Here is a 17,917-nt window from a genome sequence, read left to right on the forward strand (position 1 = left end):
GGTCATCCACCGGTCCGTGATGCGGGGGGCCGGATGCCCGCTCGCGAGCCACTCTTTCGCCATGCGCTCTCTGCTCGCCCGCGTCGTCGCCGTGCTCGTGGTGGCGGGCGGGCTCGCGCCGGGCGCTCCTGCCGAGTGGACGTGGCCCACCGAGGGGCCGCGCGTCGTCGTGCGCCCCTTCCTCGCTCCCCCGACCCCCTACGGTGCCGGCCACCGAGGGATCGATCTCGCGGCGGCCGCGAGCGGGGTGCCCGTGCTCGCGGCGACGAGCGGCGTCGTGCACTTCGCCGGGTTCGTCGTCGATAGGCCCCTCGTGACGATCCGGTCTGGGGCTCTGCTCGTGACGGTCGAGCCCGTCGACCCGATCGTGAGTGCGGGTGACCGTGTGGTGGTCGGCGAGGCGATCGGCACGGTGCTGCCCGGGCACTGCGCACGGGCGTGCGTGCACCTCGGGGTGCGGCTCGCGGGCGAGTACGTCTCGCCGCTGCTCTACCTGGGCGGGCTGCAGCGGGCCGTGCTGCTGCCGCTCGAGCCTGCGGCGCCCGCCGCGGCGTCGGGCGGTCCGTCGCGCGCGGTCAGGCGCGCGGGTGGGCGGTGCGGTACACGGAGGCCAGCCGCTCGGCGCTCACGTGCGTGTAGATCTGGGTCGTGCCGAGGCTCGCGTGGCCGAGGATCTCCTGCACGGCCCGCAGGTCGGCTCCGCCGTCGAGCAGGTGCGTCGCAGCCGTGTGGCGGAAGGTGTGCGGCCCCGCCGGTCCGCTTCCCCCACGGTCGGCGAGCAGCCGGGAGACGAGAGCGTAGACGCCGCGGGCCGACTCGCGCGCGCCGCGGGGGCTCAGGAAGAGCGCGGCCCCCGAGGCGGGCGTCGCGAGAGCCGGCCGGGCATTCTCCAGGTAGGCAGAGAGGGCGCGCTGGGCGGGCAGCCCGTAGGGCACGATGCGCTCCTTGGCGCCCTTGCCGAGCACGCGCACGGTGCGCCGCTGCGCATCGAGCCGGTCGAGATCGAGTCCGACGAGCTCGCTCACCCGCAGGGCGCTCGCGTACAGCAGCTCCACGATCGCGAGGTCGCGCACCGCGACGGGGTCGTCGGTGGATGCTCGTACCGCGAGCTCGTCGAGCACCGCGTCGACCTGCGCTCGGCTGAGCACGCGCGGCAGATGCCGGTCGGCGCGCGGCGACTTGAGGCGGGCTCCCGCGTCGTGCGGCGCGCGACCGGTGCGCGCGAGCCAGGCGGTGAAGCCGCGCACCGTCGACGTGCGCCGAGCGAGCGTCGAGGCGGCGAGGCCCTGCTCGTTCTGCCACCACACCCACTCGCGCAGCAGCTCGAGGTCGAGCAGCGCCGGGTCGGGCTCGGCACCGCACTCCTCGACGAACTCGGTGAGCGTCAGAAGGTCGCCGCGGTAGGCGCGCAGCGTGTGCGGCGAGACGCCGCGCTCGAGCTCGAGGGCGCGCACGTGCTCCTCGATCGCCTCACGCAGTGCTGTCGTCGGCTCATGCACGCCTCCAGCATGACCGCCCCGGGCCGGCGACCCGGGGCGCGACACGTCCCGCTATCGCGCGGCGACCGGCTCAGGCTCTGCCTCGAGGCTGCCGCCCTGCGCGTTCGCCCCGCGGGCCTCGGCCTCGGCGATCGTGAGCGTCGGCCGGCGGGGCCACCAGAAGCGGTCGCCCGAGATGAAGGCGAGCGCGGGCACGATGACCGTGCGCACGAGCAGCGTGTCGATGAGCACACCGATGCACACGATGATGCCGATCTGGGTGAGTGTGATGAGCGGCAGCACGCCGAGCACCGCGAACACGGCGGCGAGCAGGATGCCCGCGCTCGTGATGACGGCGCCCGTCGCCGCAAGCCCGCGGATCATGCCTTCGCGCACCCCGAGGTGCTCGGCCTCCTCCTTCGCTCGCGTGACGAGGAAGATCGAGTAGTCGACGCCGAGCGCGACGAGGAAGAGGAAGCTGAACAGCAGCACGTTGGTGTCGATCGCCGGGAAGCCGAACAGCGGCGTCTGGAACAGGAACCACGCGGCGCCGACGGCGGAGAAGAAGCTCGCGACGACGGCGATGAGCAGCAGGAGCGGAGCGAGCAGCGCGCGCAGGAGGACGGCGAGCACGAGGAACACGAGCACGAGGATGAGCGGGATGACCAGGGCCTGGTCTCGCTCTTGCGCGTTCGCGACGTCGAGGGCTCGGGCGTCGAGACCGCCGACGAGAGCCGAGCCGTCACCCACGGTGTCGAGCTCGGCGCGCATCCGCTCGATCGTGGCGAACGCCTCGGCGCTCTCCGGATCGGCCGCGAGAACGACATCGACCTGCACGATGTCGTCCGCCGACTCGCCGAGCGTCGCCTCGTCCACGCCCTCGACGTCGGCGAGCGCCGCGACGACCTCGTCACCGTCGGAGACCGGCGCGATGACCACGGCCGGCGACGAGCTGCCGGCGGCGAAGGCATCGGCAAGGATCTCCTGCCCGACGACGGCCTCGGGCTTCTCGATGAAGCGCTCGTTCTGCGAGAGGCCCACCTGCACGAACAGGAGCCCGCTCGCGAGCGCTCCGAGCGCCACGAAACCGGCGATCGCGACGGTGACGGGTCGCTTGCTGACGCCGCGACCCAGGCGGCCCCACGGGCTGCGCGAGATCGCATCGGGGGCGCCGAAGCGCGGAATGTAGGGCCAGAAGAGGCCGCGGCCGAAGAGCACGAGGGCGGCCGGGAGCACAAGGAGCGCGAAGATCATCGCGACGATGATGCCCGTCGCGCACGCGATGCCCAGCGCGCGGTTCCCCGCGAGCTCGGCGAACACGAGCGTCGCGAGAGCGAGAGCGACGGTGCCGCCGCTCGCGAGGATCGCGGGCCCGGCGCCGAACACGGCACGACGCATGGCCTCGCGCCTGTCCTCGTGCAGGCGCAGCTCATCGCGGTAGCGGGCGATGAGGAGGAGGGCGTAGTTCGTGCCGGCACCGAAGACGAGCACGGAGAGGATGCCCGTGACGGAGGCGTCGAGCACGATGCCGAGGGCGGCCGCGACGCGCGCGGCGATGATGCCGGCGAGGCCGTCCGCGATGCCGACGACCGTGAGGGGCACGAGCCAGAGCCAGGGGCTGCGGTAGGTGACGAGGAGGAGCACGGCGACGACGATGACGGTCGTCAGCAGCAGAGTGAAGTCCGCCCCCTCGAAGACGGCGGCGATGTCGACCTCGAAGCCTTCCGCTCCGCTCAGGTAGACGTCGATGCCGGTCAGCCCCTCGGAGGCGACCGCGCGCAGCTCGTCGGCGCGCTCGGCCTGCACGCCGACGTCGGTGACGATGTCGAGGGGAACGGCGACGAGGGCGACCGTGGAGTCATCCGACACCGCGGGCGGCGGCACGAAGTCCTCGGAGGAGAGCTCGGCCAGGTCGGTGGTGCGCTCCGTGATGGCGGCGATGTCGTCACCGTCGAGCTCGCCGGCCTCGCGCGTGAAGACGAGCAGCGCGGACGTGCCGTCGGCGCTCGGCAGCTGCTCCTGCAGCGCTTCGACCTGCGCGGCCTCGGCGCTGTCGGGCAGCCCGACGGGCGGTGCCGTCTCCTCCTCGTTGCCGGAGCCCGCCGCGAAGATCGCGACGGAGGCGGCGAGGGCGACGACGAGCACGATCCAGGAGGTGCGGGCGGCGGTGATGAACCGGAGCAGAGAGCGCATCGGTGAGGGGATCCTTCGCGGGGGTCAGGTGTGCCGGGCAGTCGAATGGTCGGTGCGCGCCGAGGGTGCGGATCGACGGTGGGATTGTACTTAGATCGTCGTATTACATGAACTTCGAGTCACAGTAGTCATAAACTGGTGGTCATGCAATCGTCCGAGCCCGCAGCACCGTCGATGGCCGCCGTGCGCCCGCCGACGGTGCTGCTGCGCGCGCTGCTGGACGTCACGGAGGAGTTCGAGCGCGCCCTCGGCTCGGAGCTCACGGTCAACCCGACCGACCTGCACGCCATGGAGCACCTCATCATGAGCGGGCCGCTGTCGCCGTCGGAGCTCTCACGGCGACTGGGGGTGACGTCAGCGGCGACGACGACGGTCGTGGACAGGCTCACCGCTCTCGGGCACGTGCGGCGTGAGCCTCACCCGAGCGATCGGAGGGGCATCCGCGTGGTGGCGTCGGAGGCGTCGACGGCGCGCGCGATGGGGCGCATCATGCCGATGATCGCGGGGGTGGACTCGGTGCTCGACGACTTCGACGAGGCGGAGCAGGCGGCGATCACCCAGTACCTGCAGCGCGTCGTCGAGCAGTATCGCGACCACGCGGCGCCCCGCGAGGGTGCCGCGACCGGTGGGGTCGTCAGGCCGCCCGACGCCGGCGATGCGCCGACCGGCGCGCTGACCGCACCGCAGTAGTCAGTCGTCGTTCGCGGCGGCCTCGTTGAGGTTGAGCGGTGAGTTCTTGCTGGAGAGGTTCTCGAGCCGCTCCGCGGCGGGCATGGCGTCGATCATGGGCCGGTAGGTGGCGGCGAACCCGGTCGCTTCGGGGAAGGAGCCGACGGGCACGGTGGAGCTGACGATGCGGTCGTCGTAGACGTGGACGAAGTCGAAGGACTGCCCGCCGTCGACGCCGCTGAGGAGGCGCTGCGCGTCGGCGGCGAGGTCGAGGGTGTAGCACGTAGCGGCGGCGGCGGAGACGGGGACGCCGGCGAAGGTGCTGTGGGTGGAGTAGTGCAGGTGGCCGCCGAGGATGCCGCGCACGTCGGTGCCCGCGATGACCTCGGCGAGGGCCGGCTGGTCGTGCAGCTCGAGCACGGCCATGACTTCGAGGGGGGTCGGCACGGGCGGGTGGTGGACGGCGAGGAGGGTGCCGTGCGGTGCCGGTTCGGCGAGGACGCCGCGCAGCCAGTTGAGCTGCTCGGCGGTGATCTCGCCGTGGTGGTAGCCGGGAACGGTGGTGTCGAGCGAGATGATGCGCAGTCCGCGCACGTCGTAGACGCGGTCTTGGGGCTTGTCGGTGGGTTCTTCGTCGAAGAGGAGACTCGCGTAGGGGGCGCGCTCGTCGTGGTTGCCCATGACCCAGACGAGCTGCGCGTCGAGTCGTTCGGCGACGGGTTCGACGGCGGCGCGCAGGCGGAGGTAGGCGTCTGGTTCGCCGAGGTCGGCGAGGTCGCCGGTGAAGACGAGCGCGTCGGGGTCGATGGGGCCCGCCTCGAGGCGGCGGAGTGCGTCGGCGAGGCGCTGCTCGACGGGCACGGAGCCGTAGAGCTTGCGGCCGTCGGCGAGGAGGTGCGTGTCGGAGATGTGCACGACGACGTGCCCTGCTGGCGGGTACTGCCCCAACTGCGTCATGGGGGAATGGTAGCGGCCCCCGGTGACCGGGTTTCAGGAACGCGCGCGCACCCAGCCTCCAGCGGGGGTGGGCGCGGCGCGGCCGTCGAGCTCGAGCGCGCCGAGGGCGGCGCGAACGCGGCTCTCCTCCTCTCCGACGGCGCGGGAGAGCTCGACGACGCTCTGGGCTCGTCGGGGTCGGAGCGCGTCGAGGACTCGCGTGTGAGCGGCGGGTTCCCGCGTGGTGCCGGGCGTCTCCGTGTCGCCGAGATCGAGGACGGCGTCTCCGCCGAAGGCGAGTTCCATGACCTCGGGCACGGAGGTCACGCACTGCGCGCCGCCGGAGCGCAGCAGACGGTGGCACCCGGCACTCGCGGCGCTCGTGATCGGACCGGGGATGACGCCGACTTCCCGGCTGAGGGTGTCGGCGTGACGGGCCGTGTTGAGCGCGCCGGATCGGTAGCCCGCTTCGACGATGACCGTCGCGCGCGCGAGCGCCGCGATGAGCCGGTTGCGCTGCAGGAAGCGCCACTTCGTCGGTGAGGTGCCGCACGGCACTTCGGAGACGAGCGCGCCCTGCTGGGCGATGCGCGTCAGGAGCGCCTCGTGGCCGCTCGGGTAGAGGCGATCGATTCCTCCCGCGAGCACCGCGATGGTCGCTCCCCCGCTCGCGAGCGCAGCGCGGTGCGCCATGCCGTCGATGCCGTACGCGCCGCCGGAGACCACGGCGACGTCGCGCCCCGCGAGCCCCGCGGCGAACTCCATCGCGACGTGCTCGCCGTAGCCGGTCGCCGCGCGGGCGCCGACGATGGCGACAGAGGGACGGGCGAGGAGCGCGACCGTCCCGCGCACCCAGAGCAGGTGCGGGCGGTGGGCACCCAGGTCCTCGACGGCGAGGGGCCATTCCGGGTCGCCGGGCACGAGAAGGTGCGCGCCGCAGTGCGCCGCCGACTCCAGGGCGCGCACGACGTCCCCGGAGCGAAGCCGCGGGGCCCAGCGGCCGAGGGCATGCTGCGCGTCATCGAGCTCGAGAGCGTGCTCGACCTCCGAGCCGAGCGCCTGCACAAGCGCCTCCGGTGCGGGCTGCGAGAGCAGGAGCTGTGCCGCCTCGACGGGGCCGAGCGCCTGCACGAGGAGCCCGGCGACGGAGTCGCCCGGTTCGACGACGACGCTCCAGAGCACGCGCGCGAAGAGCTCGTCCTGAGTGCGGCGCGCCGCTTCGGAGCTTTCCTGCTCACTCATCTCCTGCACGCTCTTCTCCTGCACTGTCGCAGCGCAGCGTCGCAGGGGAGCCAGCAGCGCGGCGATGCGCTCGGGGTCGAAGCCCCAGTCGACCGTCGTGCCGTCTTCCATGGTTGTCCTCACAGTCCTTGTCGCAGGTAGAGAGCGCGGCCGATGTGGTCGGCGCTCGGGCGGTCGGCTCCGTCGAGGTCGACGATCGACCACGCGATGCGCAGCACGCGGTCGTAGCCGCGCATGGTGAGAGCGCCCCGCTCGAGGGCGCGGTCGAGCGCGGCGCGATCGCGGGGCGCGAGCCTCCAGGTCGGCGACCGCAGCACCGTTCCCGGCACCGCGGAGTTGAGTGACCACCCGGCGCTCCCCCATCTCTCGCGTGCGCGGGCGCGCGCTGAGCAGACACGAGCGCGCGCGGCCGTCGTCGTCACCGCGCCCTCTCCTCCCGCCGTCATCTGGGCCGCGCCGACGCGGCGCACCGTGAGCCGCAGGTCCACGCGGTCCAGCAGCGGCCCCGAGAGCCGCCCGAGGTAGCGGCGACGCATCATGGGAGTGCACGTGCACGCCCCGTCGAGGGACTCGGCCTGGCCGCACGGGCACGGGTTGGCCGCGAGCTTGTGGCTGGGGTTTCCGGCGTGTCCGGTGTTCACTGCCTGATGTGCGGTCATACGTTCGCTGACGTGATCGAGGACCGGACGCGCTGGAGCTTGCATCGAGTTCGTGAAGCATTCTCTCCACCGCTGTTGCCCGAGCTATCGGGTTTCTCAGGAGTTGAGGCGTGGAGTAGATGGCGGTCCGATCTCGCGATCCCAGTGGGCACGCCGTTCCTCATAGCGCCAGACCTGAGTTACGACGTGAAGTTGAACGCGTTCTTCTATTCGGCAGACATGCTGTCGTCGCGAATGTCAACGCGTTTGGGGTACGCGAGAGATCTCAAAGGATTCCTCGACTTCCTCGAACACGCCCGGGTAGGAACCAGCTGGTGGAACGCCGATCAAGAGGACCACCGCGCCTACTTGGTGTGGCGTCGTGAGGACCTGACCGGGCCGCGCGTGAGTCCAGCGACGTGGGATCGGGAAGTGAGCGCCGTGGATCGCTTCTACCGGTGGCAGCTACTGAACGGTCACGTAGCGGCGCATCCGATCCCGCAGCGAGCGAAACGTTCCGGCCGCAAGGGCACTCCGCCGGTGGCATCAGGACAGACCGCGGCAACGTACTCCCATTCGGCAAGACGCGGACTGATTGCCTGGCTCCCGGCTCGGTCCTACCGCATCTGGAGAGATGTCGGTCTCCGCGGGTACGGTTCGGACGGGCTACGCGATCCGCTCTTCCGGGGTCGGTGGGCTGACCGCAACGCCGTCTTCGCTGACATGATGGTCCGCACCGGCCTACGCCTTTCCGAGCAGTCAGCGTTGAGCGTGATAGAGCTGCCAGAGGTTCGAGCCAGCAGCGGGTACCACCGGTTCTGGTTGCCGCCCGCGATCGCGAAGGGAGGCTCCGCTCGGTGGGTGTACGTGCCGACGCGCATCCTTCGCATGCTTCACTCGTACGTCGACATCGACCGGCGGCTCAGCATCACTCAAGCGCAACGACGAGGAGCATACGATCGCCCCGACGCCGGGTTCTTGTACCTCGACGCTCACTTCCGCGCACACGCGACCGCGGAGGGCGCGTCCACGAGAGACAGCTCCGTTCGGTTATCGCAGTTGACTGCCGACGAGCGGCGCCGACTGCTGATGCAGGGGCCGGAGGGCTGGGAACCGGCGTCACTCTGGTTGACCGAGGAGGGGATGCCGGTCTCGACTTCCACATGGAAGGACATCTTCCGGCAGGCGAATCAACGGTGCGCCAACCATGAGATCGGCGTGGCGGCGCATGCACACATGCTGCGCCATACGTTCGCTGTTCTCACGCTGGAGCAGTTGCAGCGGGGGCATATCGCTTCGCTCGCCCACCTGAATCCGGCGCAGCGCACCCACTACACGCGCGTGTTCGGCGACCCGCTCGACTGGGTGCGGCAACGGCTCGGACACAAGAGCGTCACGACCACGCAGGTGTACCTGCATGCTCTGGAGGAACTGGAGATGGAGACGCGGATGAAGCTGGTGTCGGACCCATGGGAGGACTCGCGCGACACCGCGCTGGTCATCACTCACGAGCCCGGATCCGAGCTATGAGCCCCCGCGGAACGACGCGCACCGGACGGGCTGCGGCAATGCCGAACCGCCCGTACGCCGCTCGTCCTCTCACGGTCGGGACACTGGTCGAGTTCCATGGCGAGGACGGCCGCACGTACACATTCGATGTCGGGACCTTGCCGCTGCCCGAGTGGCATGAGGCGCTGGCCGCAAGCTGGGCGGCGAGGATCGGACCAGCGGGCACGCTACGCACTCGCGCCTCGGCGCTGAGCGCGTGGGGCGGTCTGGGACGAATGATCCGCTGCTACGCCCAGATGCTGCAACCGCCCAGGACGCCTGATCAACTCACCATCGACCACGTCGATGCCTACCTGCGTCTCCGCACAGCCGCCGTCGGTGTCTCGCCGGCGGGCGAGGAGTCTCGCATCGCTGCGGCGACGTTCGAGACGCAGCCGCTGGCGAGTCTGGTCGCCCCCGAGGTGCGAGACCGGATGCGCCCGAGGTCTCGGCGCCGCAGGAACCCGCTCCCGGGCTACTCCGACGGCGAGCTCCGACGGATCGTTGCCGCTGCGCGCGCTGACGTGATCGCGCTCCGCGACCGGCTCACGGCGACGACACCTGCTGACCTGACCGGATCAGCCCGGGACCGCCTCGACGCCGCACGGGAAACAGGAAAGGTGTCCGTGGCCGGACTCCCCCTACGCGAGCAGCCTCAGACACGCGCCCGGATAGCACGGCAGCTGTTCGTCACGAACGAGGATCTGACCCCGATGCTCGTCCTGCTGGTGGCGACGACGGGCTGGAATGTGGAAGTCATCAAGGACCTGCCATCCCACCATCGGCGGATCGAGGATCTCGCCGTCGAGCTCGAGGTGACAAAGCGGCGCCGCGGAGCCGGCCGATGGCATCAGACAGTGACCTGGGAGATCGGCCCGTCGAACAAGGAGCTCATGACCCCGGGTGGCGTGTACCTCCTCTTGCACGCGCTGATGGCTCCCGCCCGCGACCTCCTCGCTGACGCCCCCTTCTGGGCGACCTGGCACCGGGCCGGCCAGAGGAAGCAAGGATGTCGGAATCCGTTCGGTCACGAACTGGGCGCGAACGTCTACATTCAGCGGTGGGTACGCGCGCACCAGCTCCTCGCCGACCCCGTGAGCACCGGCGACGACGCCGAACCGCTGGTGCTGAACTTCAACCGGCTCAAGACCAGCATCGATGTTCGCCGCACCCGGCAGATGGGCGGCCATCTGCCCTCCGCAGTGCGCAGCAACAGCACGACCGTCCTGTTCCGCAACTACCTTTCCGGTGATCCGTCCACGATCGACTGGGCTCGCGAGGTGGTCGCAGACGCGCTCACCGACTTGGAACGGACCGCATGGGAGACCCACCAAAAGGCGCTGGCCGGACACGGGCGCCGCGCCCTACGGATCCAGCCGCGCGCCGCGGACACGGACGAGCACATCCCGGGGACGGAGACCGCGTGGGCCAGTTGCGCCGATCACGATCATCACCCGGGAACGGGGCGACGATGCACGGCGAGTTTCCTCGACTGCTTCCATTGCGGGAACTGCGTGATCACCGACGAGCATCTCCCTCGACTGCTCAGCCTTCTGGACGCCCTGGAACAGCGCCGTCAGCACATGACCAACGACGCCTGGTGGGAGCGCTATGGGGCAACCTGGGCGGCCATACGCCGCGAGGTGCTGCCTACGTTCAGCGAAGCGGAAGTCGATCAGGCAGCCCAACACAAACCCGACGACAGCCTCCTCGACCTTGTCGAGCCGACGTGGGAGCAGCCATGACAGTCCAGCTCGCCCGCACCCCGACCAGTGGACCCCTTGCCGACGTGTACGTGCTGCACGGGCGCCCGCTGCGCCCGGGGGTCGAGCTCACTCAGACGGCGCGGTTCGGGGATGACGAATGGCCGATCGGTCCCGCGGCGCTGCAGACCCAACAGCGCAGCCTCACCCTCCGGTTCGACACCGCGACCAAGCAGTACCGGCATGTCCTGAAGCAGTTCACCTACGCGGCCCTGTCCGGCCCGCTCCCGCCCAACGAAGCGCGCCTCACCATCAGCAGCGTCTACTCCGTCTTCTACAACCTCGCCGTGTTCTTGCGTTGGCTCGATGTGAACCACGGCGGCCGCGCACTCTCACTGATCACCGCCGACACGCTCCTGGGATATCATCACCACCTCGCCGTCACCTACCGCAGCGCGACGCGACGACACACCCTGCGAGCTGCGGTCGCGTTCCTGTGGCGATACCGCCACGCCTTTGGCCACGACGCACTACGCCTGGACCCCCGAACGATCCCAGAATGGCGAGAGCGGAACACCTCCCGGACGGAGAACACCACCGCCCGTATCCCAGAAGAAGTCCACAGCCGGCTACTGGTGTGGGCGATGCGGTTCGTGAACGACTTCGCCGAGGACATCCTGACCGCCGTTGTCAAATGGGAGAAGCTGCGACGCCCGCGTCTCCCACAACGCCGCACACGGGAGTTCAACGACGCCAGCGTCTCCCAGTATCTGGCGGAAGCCCGAGCGGCCGGGCACCCTCTGCCAGGTTTCAACGGACAGGTCAACCACGCCGCGATCGCCCGCACCATCGGCTGCAACCGTCGGGCCGTCGACGACCACGCGGACGACTTCGCCGAAGCAGCCAAGACCCTCGGCGTGTCAGACTTCATCTACCTCGACATCGACGTCACCGGACACATCGACGGGGACAGCTGGATCGAAGGCGTCACGCTCGACCCCGCCCGCGACGACTCTCTCGCCGTTCTCACCCAGATGCTGCAAGCGGCCTGCTACATCATCATCGCGTTCCTGTCCGGGATGCGCGACAGCGAGGTCAAACACCTGCGGCGAGGGTGCTCCACCGCTCACCTTGACGGCAACGGCCAGCCCTACCGCTGGACAGTCTCGAGCCTCGCGTTCAAAGGGGAAGACGACCCCACCGGGGTTCCAGCGACATGGGTGATCGGCGCGCCCGCCGCGAGGGCCATCGCTGTCCTCGAACAGGCACAAGACCGGGCGCACAACCGCACGGACTGGCTCTTCGCGCCGATCAAGACCGGACCCGGGACCGGATCGGCCGGGCGACTCGGAAACAAGACGATGACCAACGCCGGCAGCAACCGGCAGCTGAACAGGTTCGTCACCTGGGTCAACGACTACTGCTGCACTCGTGGCCGCAACGACGGCATCCCTGACGTCGACGGCCGCCCCTGGCGGATCAGCACCAGCCAATTCCGCCGCACCCTGGCCTGGTACATCGCCCGCCGGCCCGGTGGCTCCATCGCGGGGGCGATCGCCTACCGCCACCACAGCATCCAGATGTTCGAGGGGTACGCCGGCACTAGTGATTCGGGATTCCGCGCAGAGGTCGAAGCCGAACAAGCTCTCACGCGCGGCGAGGACCTCCTCGCCGTCATCGACCAGCACGATCACACGCGCCTCGCCGGTCCCGCCTCTGATGAAGCGCGGCGCCGGCTCGACCTCATGGGTCAGACCCCGGGATTCGCAGGCACCGTCACCACAGACCGTCGACGCTTCCTGCGCCTGATCAGCGCCCACGATCCCGCAGTGTATCCCGGCAGGTACGTCACGTGCGTGTACTCCCACGACAAGGCGCTCTGCCGCGCGGGCTCGTCAGAATCAGACAGCTCTCCAGACCAGTCGAACTGCAAACCGCTCACCTGCCGCAACGTCGCCCTCACCGAAGACAACATCCAGTCTTGGCGGGAGGAGCTCAACGGGCTCGACGCGCAGCTCGCTTCCCGACCGTCGCTCCCGCCCGCGCTCGAGACGCGGATAAGAGAACGTCGTGATCAGATCACCCAGTTTCTAATGAAGAGCCAGGATCCCCGATGACCCGAGCCGTCTCCCTACCGACCGTCGCGCAAATCGACGATGCCCTCACCGTCCTGCGAAGCGGCAGCGATCGTCCCGTCAGCACGAGCGGCCTCGCCGCGCACTTGGGGCTGTCCAACGCAACCTTCTGGAGACACTTCCCGGCAATCGCGCAACGCGTCTCCGACGAACGACGTGCCGCGCTCCGCGGCCCGAAGCGTTCTGTATCGGAGGCAGAACCGCGAGGCGACGCCGAGGCGAAGCTCCGGCGAGACATCGCCGCGCTGCGCGGGCAGCTCGATCTCGCCGTCGCTCACATCCAGCGGCTCACGCTAGAAAACGAAGCGCTCCGCAGCCGGGCGGAATCACACAGCAACATCATCCGCCTCGACGACGCGCGCTAGCCCGAAGCGATCGAATCGCAGCTACCTGACTTCGAAGGGATCCTCGGTGCCCGTTCACTCCGCGGATGGCCTCGACGTGGGGTGCGGAGAGCCCGCGCGCTTGTGCGCCGGCACAGTTCTCGACCGGTTCCCCTTGGTCATAGACGTGGTGTGAGGAGGAAACCCAGGAGGACGAATGGCGCACCCCGGGGTGGCGAAGCTCGCCGGCTCAGCGTACGATCGCGTCTCGAACACAGTTACTATTTCGGGAGGTTGCGATGATCGTCACCGTCGAACAAAGAACGGCAACCCTTTCGTTCCAAGACGACCGGCCCGTGACGCTTCTCTGGGACCACAAACGGTGGCAGGTGCTAGACGCCCCTACCCGGATCGGCGCGCCCGGCAACCGTTCCTACTCGCCGTTGATCACGCATCCGCCGCGACCCTGGGCAGGATGGCGATTCACAGCCCGCGTCGACGACCGCACACAGACCTATGTCTTCGACCTCCGTGAGACGAACTGCAACAGCTACGAGGTGCTCGGTGTCTACGAATGAGGCCCCTGCTCAACTCCCGCACGGCATCCAATTGCAGCTGCTTCCGCCCAGGTCCGCACGGTTACGCAACCGCCCACCGGAGTGGGAGGTCCTGCTCAACGGCAAACGCATCGGCCGGATTGAACAGTGGAGCGTCAGCAGCTCCTCCTCGACCTTCTACCGCGCCACGGCCATCCACCCCCAGACCGGAGAGCCGATCCCCCTCGAATCCAACACCGACTTTCCCGAACGGGTCGAAAAGGTCGTCGCAGCATGGAACAATCCCGCGCGTTTCGTTCACCGGTCCTCGTGGGAGTGAGTAAACCGGCTGGTGCTCAAGTCCCCCGTGTGACGTGCGGTTCCTGCCCGCGCCGGCATCGCAAGCGGGAACGACGGATCCGGGCGTCAGGCCCTGCCAGGACCGAGCCTGGCTGATCCTGCGAAAGCTGAAGCTGAACGGCGCTCATGCATCCGTGGTGCCTGGGGACTCCCGGGTGAGCGAAAAGCGGACGCGTCTGTCTGGCGTGGTGAGCCAGTGGATCAAGCGACCTCGGACTTCGCGTCGTTCGAGGATCGTTGCATCCTCGATCCACATAAACGCAGTGCCAAAGTCGATGGTTTGCTGGCCGGTAGCTACCTGAAGAGGAACCTCGACCGCCACAGGACCAGGGATCGTATCGACTTCCGCTGCGAGCTCGAGTCCCAAGGCGTGACCCTCTGGGTAGGCGGCAATGACGGACTTCCCTTCGAGGAGTGTGGCCGCGCGTCGCCAACTCGCCACCTGCGCATTGGTTGTTGCCGTGAGGTCCGGAACACGGACTATCGTGCCGGTGTGCTCTTGCAGTCTCGCGAGGGCGTCGACGGGAACTGCGATCGCATCGAGAAGCTCGCGGATCTCCAGAGGGAACTCGACGCCCCAATTCGGATCGGTGCTCGCACTGCGTGCTGGAGCGCCAGTGGAGTCCCACATAGTGGTGTAACGCACGGTGGTCGCGCACGTCGTTGCTGACGTGGACGCGGTCACCGTGTGATCCTTCGAGAAGTCTCTTACCTCCACTCGAAAGGCATCAACACGATGACCGCTCCACACATTGTCGACCCTGCGACCGTTCTGGGTGAAGCCCTCTCGGAGGCGTCGCCGGATTTGATGAGGCATTTGCTGCAGACCATGATCAACGCCCTGCTGTCCGCTGATGCCGACGCTGTGGTCGGCGCCGAGTGGGGCAAGCCCAGCCCTGATCGGGTGACGCACCGCAACGGCTACCGGCACCGTGACCTGGACACTCGCATCGGCACGATCGATGTCGCGATCCCGAAACTACGATCGGGCACCTACTTTCCGGAGTGGCTGCTGGAGCGCAGGAAACGCTCCGAGGCGGCTCTGATCACCGTGATTGCCGACTGCTACCTCGCCGGGGTGAGCACCCGGCGGATGGACAAGCTGGTGAAGACTCTCGGCATCAACGCTCTATCGAAGTCGCAGGTCTCGCGGATGGCTGCCGAGCTCGACGAGCAGGTTGCCGACTTCCGGCACCGGTCTTTGGTCGAGGCGGGCCCGTTCACGTTCGTGGCTGCCGACGCTCTCACGATGAAGGTTCGCGAGGGCGGCCGGGTGGTGAACACGGTCGTGCTGATCGCCACCGGGGTCAACGGCGACGGCCGCCGGGAAGTCCTCGGCCTGCAGACGGCCACGAGCGAGACCGGGTCGGCGTGGAATGCGTTCTTCGCCGACCTCGTCGCCCGCGGGCTCACCGGCGTGCAGCTCGTCACCAGTGACGCGCACGCCGGCCTGAAAGACGCGATCGCAGCGAACCTGCCCGGCGCCACCTGGCAACGCTGCCGCACCCACTACGCGGCGAACCTGATGAGCGTGACCCCGAAGAGCATGTGGCCGGCGGTGAAGGCGATGCTGCACTCCGTCTATGACCAGCCCACCGCCTCCGACGTCCACGCCCAGTTCGATCGGACCCTGGATTACGTCGCCGAGAAGCTCCCCGCGGTCGCCGAGCACCTCGATACCGCTCGGGCCGACATTCTCGCCTTCACCGAGTTCCCCAAAGATGTCTGGTCGCAGATCTGGTCGAACAATCCCAACGAGCGCCTCAACCGCGAGATCCGCCGCCGCACCGACTCCGTGGGCATCTTCCCCAACCGCGACAGCGTCATCCGCCTGGTCGGCGGCGTTCTGGCCGAGCAGACCGACGAGTGGGCAGAGGGGCGCCGCTACTTGGGCCTGGAGGTCCTGGCACGCTCCCGCATGCGGGTGCTGCCCAACAACGGAGACGAGGTGGTCGCCGACACCTTCATCGCGCTCAGCGCATAAAGCGAAGGATCAGCCGTTACACCACTTCCAGGGACTTGACCGGAGCGCCTTTACGCCGCACCCTGACCGTGTTCGGGGATGCCGCTGATGAGATGAACGCCAGAGCATCGCGCACCCCCAGAGCTGGCTGGTTCGAGTAGTCCCCGAAGCGGAACTGTCGCTTGCCTCCTTCAGACGGTGCGTAGCGGTCCTCGACAGTGAACACGTTGTTCCTCTGCCGGAGCACCACACGGATCCCCTTCGAGCCCTCACTCCGCTCGATACGGGTCACCTCTGTCGATGCGATCACCTCACCCTCCGGGGTATAGCTCTCAAGGATGAGATCTGGATCAGCACCGACGTCGTCGCCGAGCGAGACAACCTGCATCGCCGCGTCCTTCAGCGGCCCGCCGAGCCCTCCAGGAGCGTCGATGCTGCCGGCGAAAGCGCCTCGCGGAGTCACGAATGGCGTACCGAAGTCAACAAAATCCTGAACAGCTGCAGCCAAGTCGGAGTCCCGCTCCGCGGTCACTGTTCCCGATACGATGATGGGTCGTTCCGTTGCCGACGCGGCGCACCTGGCGATCACGTCCACTGCCTGCCAACTCTTCCCTGGGCCGTCAGAGTGAATCCAAGTCATCATGAGGTTCGGACGGTCGACCGCCCCGGGTAGTTGCCCGTCCCCCATCCGGAGTTCGTACTTGTAGTGGGGATCCCCCTCCAAGACTGTGAGCGCCTTTGCCAACCGGGACGAAACGGTCGGGACATCCAGAGCCTCGTTCGCTTCGTAAGGAGCGAGCAGCGCAACGACCACTTGGTACGCCTCTTCGATGCGGCTCTTCCCGCCCTCCAAGTAGCAATCGATGACCTCGGGATACTTCGCGGCGAGGGCGTCAATGTATGTCAGGCCATGCCAGACGACAGTATGCGAGCCGCCGTCGTCCAGGCCACGAAGCCAAGACTCGGCTTCGGGTGTTGGGTCCCATGGCGTGACTAGGTGCCACTCCTCGACGTTGAGTGCTTCCCAGCGTGGGTCTGACTGAAGACGAGACCACGACTCCTCGACCCTGTCCTGCTGATTCGCCGAGAGCGGTTTCGTGTAGCGCTTGACCTGGTAGACGACGTCACCCCCGTCTGCCGCTGCCCCTCGGTCAAGGATGTCCACCCCGCCATCACCCCTCGATGGCGTTATGCGTACGGAGTTTGGGTGCTCCCGATTGATGAGCATCGCGACAACTGCCTCAATGTCGTTGCCCTCATACCGTTCCCACGCAATGCGCGTCATCGATTCCCGCTCTCATCGTCCACGGCGCTGGCGCCTACCCACACCATGAGGTCACGCTAGCGGGGCTCCGCAGGGCCCGGGCCGAACGGCACCCACGGCCACGAGGACCCAACACCGGGTCAGGCTCCGTGTCTTGTGAGCTCGTGCGCGGTTGCGAACTGAGTCAAGAAGCGCGCCTACGCGGTTCACCTTTGGTGCACTAGGTTCCAGATGTGAATGAGCACGCAAAGCCGCAGTCGCCGCCCACAGGAAGTCGTAGGTTCCTAAGTCCTCATGAACGCAGCGTCGTCGTGGATACGAAATCCACGGTCGAACTTCGCGATCTCGCAAGCTACGCCCGGGATCTGGAACTCGCCGCTGAGTATCTTCGGCACTACCTTGCGGGCGACATTGAGGAGGACGCGAACTACGCATCGCCCCTTGACGCAATGGCGATGATGGCGATCGTCATGTATGCACGCACCTTCTCCAAAGGCGTGCGCAGTGCCGCGGGGCCGGACCTTAGCCAGCTCAGTCCGGATGAGACGGAGCTTCACCAGTACATCCTTGATGTGCGAAACAAGTATCTTTCCCATTCGGTGAATGGGTTCGAGCACGTCGAGGTAGTCGCATTCCTCACCACGTCCACACCCACGAAGCGGGCGATCACCGGCATCGGGAACGTTCACACTTCGCTGAGCCGCATGGACCGCAAGTCTGCCGAGGCTACTCTGGCCCTGTGCGATCGTCACTCCGCAGCACTACAACGCAGGATGCAAGCGCTACACGTGAGAATCACCAAGGAACTCCTTGCGCTCGGTGTGACCGCCGTCTATGAGTTGCCTGATCACACTGACCCGCGGATTGACCAGAGCGCAGCACGCAGGCGGCGCAAGTAACCAAGGAGCAGCATCCATACGAGGTGCCAA

At 68.1% G+C, this 17,917-nt stretch carries 16 protein-coding genes and 1 pseudogene; 10 read left to right on the plus strand and 7 right to left on the minus strand.

The window, feature by feature from the left end:
* Positions 1-61: 61 nt before the first annotated feature.
* A pseudogene (locus HUJ41_RS09235) lies at positions 62-472 on the plus strand (M23 family metallopeptidase); the annotation flags it as partial.
* 103 nt (positions 473-575) lie between these two features.
* Here the strand turns inward: HUJ41_RS09235 and HUJ41_RS09240 are convergent.
* On the minus strand, positions 576-1,499 hold the full coding sequence (locus tag HUJ41_RS09240) for a tyrosine recombinase XerC (RefSeq protein WP_431356463.1): 924 nt from the start codon (positions 1,497-1,499) through the stop codon (positions 576-578).
* A gap of 51 nt (positions 1,500-1,550) precedes the next feature.
* Positions 1,551-3,671, minus strand: a complete 2,121-nt coding sequence (locus tag HUJ41_RS09245) for an MMPL family transporter (protein ID WP_179872322.1) — start codon at positions 3,669-3,671, stop codon at positions 1,551-1,553.
* A 144-nt stretch (positions 3,672-3,815) separates the two neighbouring features.
* Here HUJ41_RS09245 and HUJ41_RS09250 point away from each other — a divergent pair, with 144 nt between their 5' ends.
* Complete coding sequence (locus HUJ41_RS09250; RefSeq protein ID WP_246299202.1) at positions 3,816-4,361, plus strand: MarR family winged helix-turn-helix transcriptional regulator; 546 nt, start codon at positions 3,816-3,818, stop codon at positions 4,359-4,361.
* Here HUJ41_RS09250 and HUJ41_RS09255 read toward each other — a convergent pair whose 3' ends face one another.
* The 3 genes from HUJ41_RS09255 to HUJ41_RS09265 are packed head-to-tail and all read right to left on the minus strand — an operon-like array spanning position 4,362 to position 7,159.
* A complete protein-coding gene (locus tag HUJ41_RS09255; RefSeq protein WP_179872323.1) occupies positions 4,362-5,297 on the minus strand; it encodes a phosphodiesterase in 936 nt (311 codons plus the stop codon).
* Positions 5,298-5,330: 33 nt separating this feature from the next.
* Positions 5,331-6,629, minus strand: a complete 1,299-nt coding sequence (gene dprA, locus HUJ41_RS09260; protein ID WP_246299203.1) for a DNA-processing protein DprA — start codon at positions 6,627-6,629, stop codon at positions 5,331-5,333.
* An 8-nt stretch (positions 6,630-6,637) separates the two neighbouring features.
* Complete coding sequence (locus HUJ41_RS09265) at positions 6,638-7,159, minus strand: magnesium chelatase subunit ChlI family protein (protein WP_179872324.1); 522 nt, start codon at positions 7,157-7,159, stop codon at positions 6,638-6,640.
* Positions 7,160-7,189: 30 nt separating this feature from the next.
* Between HUJ41_RS09265 and HUJ41_RS09270 the strand changes: the two genes are divergently transcribed.
* The 6 genes from HUJ41_RS09270 (at position 7,190) to HUJ41_RS09295 (ending at position 13,741) form a co-directional block, all read left to right on the plus strand.
* A complete protein-coding gene (locus HUJ41_RS09270; RefSeq protein WP_218925603.1) occupies positions 7,190-8,686 on the plus strand; it encodes a tyrosine-type recombinase/integrase in 1,497 nt (498 codons plus the stop codon).
* Between the two features lie 38 nt (positions 8,687-8,724).
* Positions 8,725-10,449, plus strand: coding sequence for a hypothetical protein (locus HUJ41_RS09275; RefSeq protein ID WP_179872325.1), 1,725 nt, complete (start codon positions 8,725-8,727; stop codon positions 10,447-10,449).
* Positions 10,446-12,524: a hypothetical protein gene (locus HUJ41_RS09280; RefSeq protein ID WP_179872326.1), complete on the plus strand. Its 2,079-nt coding sequence runs from the start codon at positions 10,446-10,448 to the stop codon at positions 12,522-12,524. The genes HUJ41_RS09275 and HUJ41_RS09280 overlap by 4 nt, the downstream gene beginning before the upstream one ends.
* Positions 12,521-12,907: a hypothetical protein gene (locus HUJ41_RS09285; protein ID WP_179872327.1), complete on the plus strand. Its 387-nt coding sequence runs from the start codon at positions 12,521-12,523 to the stop codon at positions 12,905-12,907. Before HUJ41_RS09280 ends, HUJ41_RS09285 begins: the two co-directional genes overlap by 4 nt.
* Before the next feature lie 257 nt (positions 12,908-13,164).
* Complete coding sequence (locus tag HUJ41_RS09290) at positions 13,165-13,443, plus strand: hypothetical protein (protein WP_179872328.1); 279 nt, start codon at positions 13,165-13,167, stop codon at positions 13,441-13,443.
* Complete coding sequence (locus HUJ41_RS09295) at positions 13,430-13,741, plus strand: hypothetical protein (RefSeq protein ID WP_179872329.1); 312 nt, start codon at positions 13,430-13,432, stop codon at positions 13,739-13,741. The genes HUJ41_RS09290 and HUJ41_RS09295 overlap by 14 nt, the downstream gene beginning before the upstream one ends.
* 144 nt (positions 13,742-13,885) lie before the next feature.
* On the opposite strand, the gene HUJ41_RS09300 is transcribed toward HUJ41_RS09295, so the two are convergent.
* The gene (locus tag HUJ41_RS09300) at positions 13,886-14,446 is read right to left on the minus strand and encodes a hypothetical protein (RefSeq protein ID WP_179872330.1); all 561 of its coding nucleotides are present in this window, start codon (positions 14,444-14,446) and stop codon (positions 13,886-13,888) included.
* Between the two features lie 51 nt (positions 14,447-14,497).
* Between HUJ41_RS09300 and HUJ41_RS09305 the strand changes: the two genes are divergently transcribed.
* Positions 14,498-15,745 carry an IS256 family transposase gene (locus HUJ41_RS09305; RefSeq protein WP_179872331.1) on the plus strand — a complete coding sequence of 416 codons (1,248 nt, stop codon included), beginning with the start codon at positions 14,498-14,500 and terminating at the stop codon, positions 15,743-15,745.
* Positions 15,746-15,761: 16 nt separating this feature from the next.
* On the opposite strand, the gene HUJ41_RS09310 is transcribed toward HUJ41_RS09305, so the two are convergent.
* Positions 15,762-17,009: a restriction endonuclease gene (locus HUJ41_RS09310; RefSeq protein WP_179872332.1), complete on the minus strand. Its 1,248-nt coding sequence runs from the start codon at positions 17,007-17,009 to the stop codon at positions 15,762-15,764.
* Between the two features lie 290 nt (positions 17,010-17,299).
* Here HUJ41_RS09310 and HUJ41_RS09315 point away from each other — a divergent pair, with 290 nt between their 5' ends.
* Positions 17,300-17,887, plus strand: a complete 588-nt coding sequence (locus HUJ41_RS09315) for a hypothetical protein (RefSeq protein WP_179872333.1) — start codon at positions 17,300-17,302, stop codon at positions 17,885-17,887.
* Positions 17,888-17,917 lie beyond the last annotated feature (30 nt).

Origin of the sequence: Microcella indica (genome assembly GCF_013414345.1) — a bacterium.
Taxonomy (GTDB): domain Bacteria; phylum Actinomycetota; class Actinomycetes; order Actinomycetales; family Microbacteriaceae; genus Microcella; species Microcella indica.

Coding starts and splice junctions, on each gene's coding strand:
- HUJ41_RS09245 (WP_179872322.1), bottom strand. CDS start 3,671: ATGCGCTCTCTGCTCCGGTTCATCACCGCCGCCCGCACCTCCTGGATC.
- HUJ41_RS09250 (WP_246299202.1), top strand. CDS start 3,816: ATGCAATCGTCCGAGCCCGCAGCACCGTCGATGGCCGCCGTGCGCCCG.
- HUJ41_RS09255 (WP_179872323.1), bottom strand. CDS start 5,297: ATGACGCAGTTGGGGCAGTACCCGCCAGCAGGGCACGTCGTCGTGCAC.
- dprA (WP_246299203.1), bottom strand. CDS start 6,629: ATGGAAGACGGCACGACGGTCGACTGGGGCTTCGACCCCGAGCGCATC.
- HUJ41_RS09275 (WP_179872325.1), top strand. CDS start 8,725: ATGCCGAACCGCCCGTACGCCGCTCGTCCTCTCACGGTCGGGACACTG.
- HUJ41_RS09280 (WP_179872326.1), top strand. CDS start 10,446: ATGACAGTCCAGCTCGCCCGCACCCCGACCAGTGGACCCCTTGCCGAC.
- HUJ41_RS09285 (WP_179872327.1), top strand. CDS start 12,521: ATGACCCGAGCCGTCTCCCTACCGACCGTCGCGCAAATCGACGATGCC.
- HUJ41_RS09290 (WP_179872328.1), top strand. CDS start 13,165: ATGATCGTCACCGTCGAACAAAGAACGGCAACCCTTTCGTTCCAAGAC.
- HUJ41_RS09305 (WP_179872331.1), top strand. CDS start 14,498: ATGACCGCTCCACACATTGTCGACCCTGCGACCGTTCTGGGTGAAGCC.
- HUJ41_RS09310 (WP_179872332.1), bottom strand. CDS start 17,009: ATGACGCGCATTGCGTGGGAACGGTATGAGGGCAACGACATTGAGGCA.